The 12,107-nt window shown below is 42.5% G+C and carries 9 protein-coding genes and 1 pseudogene; 7 read left to right on the top strand and 3 right to left on the bottom strand.

The features are described from left to right. Positions 1-151: 151 nt before the first annotated feature. Positions 152-520 (top strand): acyl-CoA thioesterase, encoded by a 369-nt coding sequence (locus CXF86_RS02530; RefSeq protein WP_101090565.1) that lies wholly within the window; start codon positions 152-154, stop codon positions 518-520. A 28-nt stretch (positions 521-548) separates the two neighbouring features. Here the strand turns inward: CXF86_RS02530 and CXF86_RS02525 are convergent, their stop codons facing one another. Together CXF86_RS02525 and CXF86_RS02520 are read right to left on the bottom strand one after the other, a co-directional pair. Next, positions 549-758 carry a hypothetical protein gene (locus CXF86_RS02525; RefSeq protein WP_101090566.1) on the bottom strand — a complete coding sequence of 70 codons (210 nt, stop codon included), beginning with the start codon at positions 756-758 and terminating at the stop codon, positions 549-551. A gap of 213 nt (positions 759-971) precedes the next feature. After that, positions 972-1,334, bottom strand: coding sequence for a cytoplasmic protein (locus CXF86_RS02520; protein WP_101090567.1), 363 nt, complete (start codon positions 1,332-1,334; stop codon positions 972-974). A gap of 589 nt (positions 1,335-1,923) precedes the next feature. On the opposite strand from CXF86_RS02520, the gene CXF86_RS02515 reads away from it, so the two are divergent. The 6 genes and pseudogenes from CXF86_RS02515 (at position 1,924) to CXF86_RS02490 (ending at position 9,850) form a co-directional block, all read left to right on the top strand. Next, positions 1,924-3,084, top strand: a complete 1,161-nt coding sequence (locus CXF86_RS02515; protein WP_101090568.1) for an efflux RND transporter periplasmic adaptor subunit — start codon at positions 1,924-1,926, stop codon at positions 3,082-3,084. Between the two features lie 9 nt (positions 3,085-3,093). Beyond that, on the top strand, positions 3,094-6,246 hold the full coding sequence (locus tag CXF86_RS02510; RefSeq protein WP_102038275.1) for an efflux RND transporter permease subunit: 3,153 nt from the start codon (positions 3,094-3,096) through the stop codon (positions 6,244-6,246). Positions 6,247-6,915: 669 nt separating this feature from the next. Beyond that, positions 6,916-7,188: a hypothetical protein gene (locus tag CXF86_RS02505; protein WP_102038274.1), complete on the top strand. Its 273-nt coding sequence runs from the start codon at positions 6,916-6,918 to the stop codon at positions 7,186-7,188. Positions 7,189-7,317: 129 nt separating this feature from the next. Next, positions 7,318-7,989 (top strand): cold shock domain-containing protein, encoded by a 672-nt coding sequence (locus CXF86_RS02500; RefSeq protein ID WP_180960997.1) that lies wholly within the window; start codon positions 7,318-7,320, stop codon positions 7,987-7,989. 152 nt (positions 7,990-8,141) lie between these two features. Further along, a pseudogene (locus CXF86_RS02495) lies at positions 8,142-9,134 on the top strand (transposase). Positions 9,135-9,415: 281 nt separating this feature from the next. Beyond that, positions 9,416-9,850, top strand: a complete 435-nt coding sequence (locus tag CXF86_RS02490; RefSeq protein WP_180960996.1) for a GNAT family N-acetyltransferase — start codon at positions 9,416-9,418, stop codon at positions 9,848-9,850. 824 nt (positions 9,851-10,674) lie between these two features. On the opposite strand, the gene yiaY is transcribed toward CXF86_RS02490, so the two are convergent. Next, positions 10,675-11,823, bottom strand: a complete 1,149-nt coding sequence (gene yiaY, locus CXF86_RS02485) for an L-threonine dehydrogenase (protein ID WP_101090576.1) — start codon at positions 11,821-11,823, stop codon at positions 10,675-10,677. Between the last annotated feature and the right edge of the window lie 284 nt (positions 11,824-12,107).

Below are 12,107 nucleotides of genomic sequence, written 5' to 3'. Positions count from 1 at the left end.
ACTTCGGTGCAAGTAGGCTCTATTAATGTGCATTTCATGCTGTGAATAGATGTGATAAATCCTTAGTTGTTGAAAAATATGATTAATATTATTGGCGCGCTTGTTGCTACCTCTTTGGAGGTATCATTAAGTAAAGCTAAGAGGCACCATTATGAAATTTTATAGTCGACGATTTATTAAACCAGAACATCTCAATCCTGCTAATTCACTGTTTGGTGGTCAACTATTAAGTTGGATAGATGAAGAGGCGGCTATCTTTGCTGGTTGCCAAATGAAAAGCCTAAGTCATGTCACCAAGCTCATCTCTGAAGTGAACTTTATGACATCTGCGCGGCAAGGGGATGTGATTGAGTTTGGTTTGTCGTTGCTAAGTTATGGCTCAAGTTCAATAACGGTTTGTTGCCAAGTGCGCAATAAGCTCACTCATGCCCCTATCGTGAGCATAGACAAAATGGTATTTGTCCACGTTAATGAGCAAGGGCAACCGGCACCGCATGGCATGCGAGCCAATGCTGCTTAATACTGACCGCAAGCTTGGTTAACTCACTTTAGTTTTTACTGAGGTCATCTTTTACTGAGTTGACAGCGTCACGGGATGCATGGCCGATAGCACGAGTGGTATCCCGCGAGGCATGACCAATGTCGGTGGTGACCTCTTTGGTGGTATCACCGATCTGACGGCCGGCTTCTTTTAGTTCTGCACAGGCACTGATCGTGGTTATTGTGCTAAGGAAAATAACTAAGGTCGATAATCTCACAATAAGATCCAATCATTAATAATGGCAAGCACTATGCCAGCAATTACCCAATGGGTCTAGTGTGTAATGTGGTCAATTACGGCTGCTTTTGATACGAGATAAACAATGGTGAATGAGGAGGGATATCACTGTTTGGCAGTGTCGATGGAATGGGATTTTCTAGTCGTTGAAATTAGCGGCATGTTCTAGTGATTAGAACATGCCTACTGATGGTTACAGTTTGCTTAAGCGCGACTTATAATCATCAATGATATGTTCCATAACCTCTTGTACTGACGTGTCTTTGGTTTTGTTATCCATAAAGACTTTAAAGGTCGCTAGCACATGAATGTCATCTCTCAGACGATCATTTTTAATCGAAAAGTAGGCTTGTTCTGCTTCTGCTTCTCTAACGACGCATCCCTCGTGCTCGAACAATCGAGTGCCTGAGTGGCCATGCCACTTAGTGATTCTGTCGAGTGCTATTTCACATGAACGGTTAATCTCGATATGGTTTAGCCAGCTTGTTGGGTGAGCGGGATCCTTTATCTGTGGGCATCGGACTGTATAGTTATAAACGTGAGAAATTGCTGTCATAAATTACCTACCTGTTCGCTGTAACGGATGCCATATTGGGCACTGTTCTTATTATGCTCAACACATGGTGTTGGCCTGTGCGTACTGTATGTGTCTAAGGTTAACAATTAACTGCTAACTTGGGTTATTCAATCTAATAATAGCTTACGTGTCATGCTGTTATAGAAAACAGCGTAAATGAGCTAAGTCATTTGTACCACTATTGGGCTGCTATTGAAACTAGAACACTTACTAATTTTAAGCCTAGTTAAACTTAGTTGCTCTGAGTATTTTTTACCACGACATGAACTCCAATAAACTTGCTCTAGCTCCCACTTTTGCCTCTCACAACAATTCCATAGGTTACTTTGACTAATAAAGCATCAGTTAATTTAACAAAGCATCAGTTAATTTAACAAAGCATCAGTTAATTTAATAAAGTGCTTTTGTTGGTCGCTTGATTCGTTTTATTTAGCAATATGAGGTTATCTATGCTGTTTTATGTAAAAACAATGATACTTCAATGTAAAAAGGTTTATGTGCGGTGCAGTATGTGCTTATAATTTCAAGATAAATATAATGCAAATATCTGACACTTCAGGAGGCTTAAATGGCCTGTTCAACAGTTTCAAAACTAAAACTGCTCACCATTGGGTGCATCAGTATTATTGCCAGTGGGTGTGGTGAAGCGCCAGCGCCTCAGGCAGCAGTGTTGCCAAGCGTGATTGTTAGCACCGCAAGCATGCAAGATATTCAATCTAAAAGTGAAATTGTTGGCCGTACAAGAGCATCTGAAGATGTGACGATTAAATCGCAAATACAGGGACAACTGCTTAAACGCAGCTTTATCGAAGGTGAAGATGTTAATCAGGGGGACTTACTGTTCGAGATTGATCCTGCAACTTATGTGGCAGAGTTAGCTCAGCAAAAAGCCGTACTGAAACAAGCTATCGCCTCAAGAGATGTCGCAGTAATGAACTGGGAACGTGGTCGTCGCTTACTGCCCGATGGCATGATCAGTGCGCAGGATATGGATGAGTTGACCTCTCGTAAGCTGACAACCGCCGCTGGCGTTGTGCAAGCCGAAGCGGCCGTTAGTGGCGCTGAGTTACAGCTAAGCTATACCAAAGTGTACGCGCCAATCTCTGGGCGGATAAGTAACGCTAAAGTGAGTACCGGTGACATCATTAGTCCGCAATCTGAAATGGCAAACTTAGTCCAGTTACAGCCAATGTGGGTTAACTTTCAAGTTGCTGAACGTGCGTTAATTACCGCTCAACAAAGTTTTTCTAAGGCGTTATCTCGCGATATAAAGATCCAAGATATTGTGATTAATCTGCGGTTGCCCAATGCAACCATGCATAAAGAATCTGGTTATATCGATTTTGTGAGTAACAAGGTTGATCCCGCCACTGGCACCTTACCTATCCGTGCCACTTTTAAAAATGCCGATAACTTTATGTTACCTGGCATGTTCGTCACTTTGATTATCGAATCGCCCATTACAGAACAAGCGTTATTAATCCCGCAAGCGTCAGTGCAAGAAGATCAACAAGGCCGTTTTGTGATGGTGCTTAATGATAAGAATCTAGTTGAGAAGCGTATTGTCGAGCTCGGTGAACGTTTCGGCATTCAATGGCGCGTGTTAAGTGGCTTAGATGGTGGCGATCGTATCGTTGTTGATGGACTACAAAAAATTCGACCAGGCATTGAAGTTAATGCGGTTGAGCAAGAGATTATTCCTTTCCAAGAAGCTAACCAAACAAAGTAGGGGATAACTATGATTAGTGAATTCTTCATCAATAGGCCTAAATTTGCCTTTGTGATCTCTACCGTACTGACGTTGGTGGGGCTTATCTCTATTCCTATCTTGTCAGTGTCAGAGTTTCCTGAGATCGCACCGCCACAAGTGAGTGTGTCGACCAGTTATTCGGGTGCCAGTGCCAATGTTGTAAAAGACACCATTGCCCAGCCTTTAGAAGCTGAAATTAACGGCGTGGAAGGCATGCTGTATATGGAGTCAAAGAGCGCCAACGACGGTAGCTATTCACTCAATGTAACCTTTGAGGTCGGTACCGACCCTGACATGGCGCAGGTAAAGGTACAAAACCGGGTACAGCAAGCCATGCCAAGATTGCCTGAAGAGGTGAAAAGGCAAGGGGTGAAAGTCGAGAAACAAAGCCCCAATATCTTGATGGTAGTGAACCTAGTTTCCCCTAACGAAACGTTTGATTCGTTGTTTATTACTAACTATGCAGGCCTCAATGTAAAAGATGCCTTAGCGCGTCAGAACGGCGTATCGAAAGTACAGATTATTGGTGCGCTCGATTATGCGATGCGCATATGGCTTGATCCCGATAAAATGGCTAGCTTTTCAATTACTGCCACCGACGTTATTGCAGCGCTGCAAGAACAAAATATTCAAGTGGCAGCGGGTCGAATTGGTGCTGCACCAGTCGATCCAGACCAGCAGTTTCAATATACGCTGCAAACCAAAGGACGGCTAAAAAATACCACCGAATTTGCTAATGTTGTGGTTCGAGCCAATGAAGATGGCTCAAAAATCACCGTAGGTGATGTGGCTCGAGTTGAACTAGGGTCACAAACTTATGATGCTCAAGGCAAGCTTAACAATAAACCATCAGCGATTATCTCTATTTACCAGTCACCTGATGCTAACGCATTAGAAGTGGCGGCGGGCATTAGGGAGCAGATGGATACTTTGTCGGCTAACTTCCCAAGAGATTTAGAGTACGAGGTGTTATATGACACCTCAGACTTCGTCGAAAGCTCGATTAATGAGGTGGTGCAAACACTGTTTATCTCGGTAGCCTTGGTTATCTTTGTGGTGTTTATTTTCTTACAAGATGTGCGCTCAACATTGATCCCAGCGATTGCGATCCCAGTGTCTTTGATTGGTACTTTTGCCTTTTTGCTAATATCTGGCATGAGCATTAATACGGTATCGCTATTCGCGCTTATCTTAGCCATTGGTATTGTGGTTGACGATGCCATTGTGGTGGTCGAGAACGTGACCCGCTTGATGCAGGATGAGGGCTTGTCACCTAAAGAGGCCACCTCTAAAGCGATGAAAGAGGTGACAGGGCCGATTATAGCGACCACGTTAGTGCTATTAGCGGTATTTGCACCCACGGCCGTGATGCCCGGGATCACCGGGCAGATGTACGCACAGTTCTCTGTGACTATCTGTATTGCAGTGCTTATCTCGTCAGTTAATGCATTGACCCTAAGTCCTGCATTATGCGCCTCGGTATTACGTTCTCCAAAGGAGCATACCACTGGGTTCCACGCCAAATTTAATAAATACTTCAATATCTTCACCGGTAAATACACCAAACTAGTCCATGTGCTAACCCGTAAATTGGTGTTGGTGTTGGTGGTCTTTATCGGGCTATTGGCGGCGACCGGCGGTTTAGCGACAATCTTGCCATCAGGCTTTGTGCCAATGGAAGATAAGAAAGCCTTTATGGTCGATATTCAACTCCCTGATGGCGCGTCACTTAACCGTACTGAAGACGTCATGCGTGATTTAGTTGAGTTAACGCTGGCAGAGCCAGGTGTTGAAAATGTGATCCATGCCAGTGGCTTTAGTATCTTGTCGGGCTCAGTGGCATCAAACGGCGGTTTGATGATTGTCACTCTGTCTACTTGGTCTGAGCGTGAATCTGCCGATATGGCAGAACACGCGATTGTGGCAAAGCTGCAAGCCAAATATGCGGCGAATCCATCCGTTAAGGCGATGGCTTTCTCATTGCCGCCCATTCCGGGCGTCGGCAGTGTCGGTGGTTTTGAGTTTGTATTGCAAGACACTCAAGGCCGCAGTCCGCAGGAGCTGGCATCGGTGATGCGTGCGCTTATTATGAAAGCAAACGAGCAGCCAGAAATTGCGATGTCATTTAGTAATTTCCGCGCCGATGTGCCGCAAATGTTTGTCGATGTAGACCGTGATAAGGCCAAAGCATTAGGCATACCGCTGAATGAGATTTTTACCACCATGCAGACGATGCTGGGCTCAATGTACGTCAATGACTTTAACCGTTTCGGTAAGGTCTTTAGGGTCATACTACAAGCGGAGGGTGAATACCGAAATTCCGATATGGATATTGCGCGCTTTTATGTGCGTTCTTCTTCCGGGGAAATGGTGCCTCTGAGTACCTTGGTGACGGTGACGCCGATATTGGGGCCCGACGTGATGAACTCATACAACATGTTTAGTTCTACCACGATTAACGGTTTCCCAGCACCTGGTTATAGTTCCGGTGATGCTATTCGCGCCATGGAACGCGCAGCGGCGCAGAGCTTACCAACAGGTTATAGCTATGAGTGGACAGGGCAAACTTACCAAGAGATTAAGGCGGGTAACTTAGCGCCATTAATCTTTGCTTTGGCGTTGGTATTTACCTATCTATTTTTGGTGGCTCAGTACGAGAGTTGGACCATTCCATTTGCGGTGATGCTCGCGGTGCCGATTGCCATATTGGGGGCGTTCCTCAATATTTGGCTGGTGGGCGCTGAACTTAACTTGTATGCCCAAATTGGCTTAGTGTTGTTGATAGGCTTAGCGTGTAAGAACGCCATCTTGATTGTCGAATTTGCCAAGCAGTTGAGAGAAGAGGGCAAGAGTATATTGGATGCTGGCGAAACGGCGGCTAGACTGCGTTTTCGCGCGGTATTAATGACAGCCTTTTCGTTCTTACTCGGAGTGCTACCGTTAGTTGTTGCCACTGGCGCTGGCGCGGGAAGTCGTCGAGCACTGGGTTACTCGGTGTTCGGTGGTATGGTCGCGGCGACGATAGTCGGTACACTGCTTGTGCCAGTTTTTTACGTGATGATGCAAACCATGCGTGAAAAGTTTAAAGGTACAGCAGAGCCTAAAGCGGAAGAGCTTAACAGCGAAGAGGTCAAGAGTTAAGCGCTTAAGTTTGAATGCTTAAGATTATTAAGGCCTGCATTGTTGCAGGCCTTTTTGTTTACTAAGCGTGGGGTGAACGAGAGTTCTGTGTTGGCTAAAGGTGAGCTGATTGGGGGACTCATTTGTGTCCCAAAACGTTTTAGTTATCTATTAGTTTCATCAAGCTACGCTTGAACAAAGTCGTGGCGACAAGGAATTGAGCTCTAAATTGCAGCTTCATTGTTATCAATCGCCTACATCGGGTGCTGGACAGGATGTCCGAATGTCGTGAACAGGTGGGTGTGTAGGAACGATCGCATGTGCAGACACTGCAGTGACACGCTATAAATACATCCTTGTAAGCTCGGCCATGACGTCCATGTCATGGACGGTCACGGCCGTATCTACAACTGACAGTTGGTGTAGATACGACCTATAACGGTTTGATTGCTAACTTGTATAAATTCAGTAAGATGTAAGTGTGCGTTCATGAAAAGTTTAGATAACCGGAAAGCAAAGTGTGCGACTCACTTTGTCCTGAGGTGTATTGGATACAATCTTAAGCGTAAATGTTTAATTATTTGTTATTAGTGATTTTTTCAGGCTTTTACCTGTGCACGCTTTCTCAACATGGCTTGGCAAAACACGCAAGCCGTATATTAAAATGTTAGGTTAATCAAGGATGATCGCATGAAATGTCCACATTGTGACGAAAAAATCAGTATATTTTCTAAATCAATTAATAATTTATCAAGTGATAAAAGGTGCCCGAGTTGCAATGGAAAAATCGCAACAGATATTAATATTTTACTATTTGTGGTCTTAATTATTTTTGTCAATTATTTAACGGATGAATTTATTATTCCTTTTATATCGCATGAGGATATTCCAAGGTATCTTATTACGGGAATTATTAGTGGATTAGTAGCTGGTTTGTTAACGCGTTTGAAATCAAAAGATTAACCTAACAAGAAATTAAACAAAGACAAAAAACAGTTGGCTTTTGCTCCTTCGTCGCTTATTTTAGCCAACAATTTTTTGCCTGTTAATTAGGCGTTAAATTACCTAACGAGAATGGAGTCTTTAGATAATATGAAAGGAAAAATAAGCCAGTGGAAAGATGATAAAGGTTTTGGCTTTATAACCTCAGACGACAACCAAAAAGTGTTTTTTCATGTTTCTAGCCTTACGACTAAAGGTCGAAGACCAGAGATTGGAGATATTGTTGTATTTGTTGAAAAAAAAGATGATCAAAATAGATTAAAGGCAACTAGTGTTGCCATTGAAGGCTTACCTAAAACAAGCAACTATAAAAGTCATACGCAAGTTGAGCCTAAAACTAAAAATATTTTTGATTACATCCTGATTATTGTTTTGGTAATTTCTGTAGTATTTACAGCATATATATATTTCAAATCAAGCAACATAGAAAGCTCGGTTATATTTGGTGTTCCTGCTGTTATTGCTTTCCTTTTACTAAACCGTCAAAAGAAACCAAAAAATAGTTCATTCAACTGTTCTAAGTGTAAAAAAAATGAACGATTTGGTTCGAGAAGTATTACCGCGTGGAATAGAGGCTTAACTCGTTTATATTGTAATACTTGTCATGTTCAATGGTTAAGAAGTAGACCTAGTAATAACCAAGCAGAAGTTTACTCTTCAAGTAAAAGAGGTGGTTGCTTAGGTGTATTTACGCTCATTGCCACCACAGCGACTTTGGGCGGGTATTCAGTAGTTGATTGGTTGGTGCAATCGGTAACTTAACAAATAAGGATAGGCCGCGCGCAGCCGCGTCCTTATCCCAAGTGTTGAACAAGCCCGAGATTGCAGGACAAAAATACATAGACAGCCATTGTTAATGGCACAACTGATCACCTCCAACTAAGCTTTGCAAGAGCATTTAACAAGGAGGTTGTATGCCCCGTCCAAGACGAACGCTAATTAGTATCGAAGACACGCCTTACTATCATTGCTGTAGCCGTGTAGTACGGCGTGCCTTTTTGTGTGGTGATGATAAATACACGGGTAAAAACTATGACCACCGTCGAGGCTGGGTTGAAACGCAAATATTGAAGCTTACCGAGGTGTTTGCTATTGATGTGGCGGCTTATGCCGTGATGAGTAATCATTTGCATGTTGTGCTTTATATTGACCTAGAAACCGTGAATAACTGGTCAGATAGAGAGGTTGTTGAGCAATGGCATAAGCTTTTTAACGGTACCGCATTGACTCAAAAGTTTGCTAAAGGTGAAGTGATTGATGAACACCTAGTTGCTCAGTTAAAGCATCAAATAGCGATTTACCGCTCACGACTCAGTGATATCTCATGGTTCATGAGATGCTTGAATGAACCAATAGCCAGACAAGCCAATCTTGAAGATAATTGCACTGGGCATTTTTGAGAAGGGCGATTCAAATCCCAAGCTTTGTTAGATGAAGCAGCCGTATTGGCCTGTATGGCCTATGTTGAGCACTTTTTGCCAATAGATAGGCCAATCCGTGCGAAGATGGCGCAAACGCCAGAGCAATCAGACTTCACCAGTTTAAAACTCAGAGTCACCGCAGCGCTTAAAGGTCAACAACCGAGCAAGCTATTAGCCTTTATTGGCAACGAGCGAGAGCACCAACCAAAAGGTATTGCTTTCTCGCTGAAAGACTACCTTGAACTGGTTGATGAAACAGGCAGGGGTATCCGTAACGATAAGCGTGGCGCGATATCTTCGAGTGCAGAAAGGATTTTGAGCCGATTAAATATCCCAGCGGCTAATTGGGTACAAATAATCACCGAGTTTGGGCAACTGTTTTACGGCCCCGTCGGGACGTTGCAAGAGCTAAGCAGCTACTGTGAACACTTAGATATGCGACGACGGCACTTTTCAAATAGTTGTCAGTATATGCAAGTAGACTAGCCTAAAGACCGTAACTTCAAGAGCACTTTCCTCTGTTAATGCACAGGGTTAACAATTCACGCCTTAAAACTCACTAATCTCTGTAAATTCACTTCTCTTCTGGCATTTATTCGCGCCACTCTGTTGAAAATGGTTCAAGTACTTCTTTGATAGACGTCAATCGTTGATATTGGGTTGAAAGCTAGTTATGTTATTGATTAACAATGGCTGGCTGGTATAAGCCTTACGCTTAAGCGGGCGTTATGTGTACTTAATCATTTACTATATGAAGTGAGATAAACGTGAGAATTGTTGTAAGTAATGACGCAGAGTCAATAAAAATATCACAGGAAATCCGCAATGAAGTATTTGTTAAAGAGCAAGGAATACCGTTATATTTAGATCTCGATGGGTTGGACGCTAATTCATACCATTCGTTAGTTTATATTGATGGTATAGCAATTGGTGTTGCAAGATTGGCTTTAGTCGAAAATAACAATGCAGTTATGGCTAGAGTCGCTATCAAAAAAAATTATAGAGGCAAGGGGATTTCAACAAAACTTGTGGATTCATTAATAACTAAGGCTAGGGAATTAGGCATCAACAGCATTGAAATTCATGCTCATGAATACCTAAAAGAATATTACGAAACGTTTGGATTTCATTACATTAAACAAGTTGAAAAAGTTGGTGAGCATCAATTAATTCAAATGTGTTTAAATCAAACTAACACATAACAAGCACTTTAAACGTAACAAAAACAGTTGGCTACGTCCCGCTTCGCTCAACAATTTTAACCAACTAAATTTTGTCTATTAACGAGGGCGTTACCGCATATCCGATTGCCACACTTTCCCTAATGGTAATCGTAGATTTCAGAGCTTAACCATTAACTAATTTTTGTCCATAAACGTGCTGAAAGTGAGCAGGCTATAGGGTCACGGGCTCAATTTCTTTAAGGTGCCAGTCTTTGTCGCATCGATCAAAACTTAAGATGAGTTCAGTTCCTTTATCTGAAAACGTATAGATAAATGATCAAACTTTATTGAGTGCCGACAACGGACTCGCAGCATGGATGTTTCGCTTAAGCGTTCATAGATGACTTAACATTTTTTGGTGGAATATTGAATAGCACGAGCTGTTGGTAAATGTAAAGGGGAGCATAGAGTGGAGGGATTGACTGAAAGGAAAAAGCCCACTCCGAGGAGTGGGCTTTTAAGCTGGCTTTAACTTTTGCAGGGAAAAAGCGAACACTTTAATTATATCGTAACTGTAGCAATTTGTATCATTAAAATCGATCGAAAACCACTTGAAATCGCCTATCTATAGGCTTTTTTACTGATTTTGAGATATTTGTATATCTGGAAATCTTCTCAAAGCACATCTCATAAAGAACTCGGCGTTAAGTTAAGTAGATTTTTTACTCAAGCTTTATAATCTGCTTTAAATTAAGCAGTAGATTGAAACGGCAATGAAAGATAACAAGCTCTGCCAAGGGAGTGTTGACAAGCTTGCTACCGCTTCACCTTTTACTTAACCAATACTCAGTTCAAGCCTAACGCTATAAAGCGTTAGTAAAGATCTGACAGATCTCTTCATGGGTTGCTTGTTTAGGGTTGGTGAATCCACAGGCATCTTTCAATGCATTGTCTGCTAGCGTTGGAATATCTTCAGCTTTTACACCAAGCTTTGTTAGGTTTTCTGGGATTTTGACAGCAACAGATAGCGCTTTAATTGCTTCTAATGCAGCAGCAGCTCCCTCTTCATCGCTCATTGCAATGACATCGACACCCATCGCTTTAGCAACGTCTTTTAAGCGTTCAGGTACCACTTGTGCGTTGTAGGCTTGTACATGCGGTAATAACAATGCGTTACATACGCCGTGTGGCAGGTCATAGAATCCGCCTAACTGGTGCGCCATTGCATGCACATAACCTAAACTCGCGTTGTTAAATGCCATGCCTGCTAAGAACTGTGCATAAGCCATTTGCTCACGTGCTTGAATGCTTTGACCATTTTCAACCGCTTCGACAAGGTTACCTTGGATAAGCTCAATGGCTTTAATCGCACAGGCATCTGTGATTGGGTTTGCAGCAATTGAAACATAAGCTTCGATTGCGTGAGTGAGTGCATCCATACCTGTTGCAGCTGTTAAGCCAGCAGGTTTGAGCAGCATCAATTCAGGATCATTAACGGATAAAAGTGGCGTTGTATTTTTGTCGACGATGGCCATTTTAATGTGGCGACTTTCATCAGTGATGATACAAAAACGCGTCATTTCACTTGCTGTGCCAGCTGTAGTGTTAATCGCGACAAGTGGTAGTTGTGGCTTAGTAGACACATCCAGACCTTCATAGTCTTTAATGCTGCCACCGTTAGTTGCCACTAATGCGATGCCTTTAGCGCAATCATGAGGAGAACCACCACCCAGAGAGATGACAAAGTCACAATCATTTGCTTTGAGCAGCTCAAGGCCAGCTTCAACGTTACCAATAGTCGGGTTTGGTTGTACACCATCGAATACTACCGCTGCAATACCATTGCTTGCGAGCTTATCCGTGACTTGAGCAACCAGTCCGATATTAACTAAAGGCTTGTCTGTCACAATTAGAGCATTCTTAAAGCCAAGATCTTTGATATCTGCAATAGCTTCGGTAACCGCGTCTTTGCCTAAGATATTGACAGATGGGATAAAAAATTTAGCAGCCATAAAATTCACCTATACGCTTAATGTTAAAAGTTGTTATATCTTCTGGTAATTAAAGTACCAATACTGATGCGATAAAGGTGTGATCTGGCTCTTAATTAGCCCTTAAACTAGTGGAAATGACTCCAAAATTCGATCTAGGTAGCTAATTCTGTAATTTTATGACGTTGACAGCTGCTAATTTCATCATTAAACCCCCTTTATGTGGCCCAAGTGCTCTTTATTGAAGCACTGTTGCGTTTTTTTTGTGCAAAAAGTCAATCACCCTAAGTCTAATTATCATTTTA

The organism is Shewanella sp. GutCb, assembly GCF_002836135.1.
Lineage (GTDB): Bacteria > Pseudomonadota > Gammaproteobacteria > Enterobacterales > Shewanellaceae > Shewanella.
This window is presented reverse-complemented; position numbering and strand designations above follow the sequence as displayed.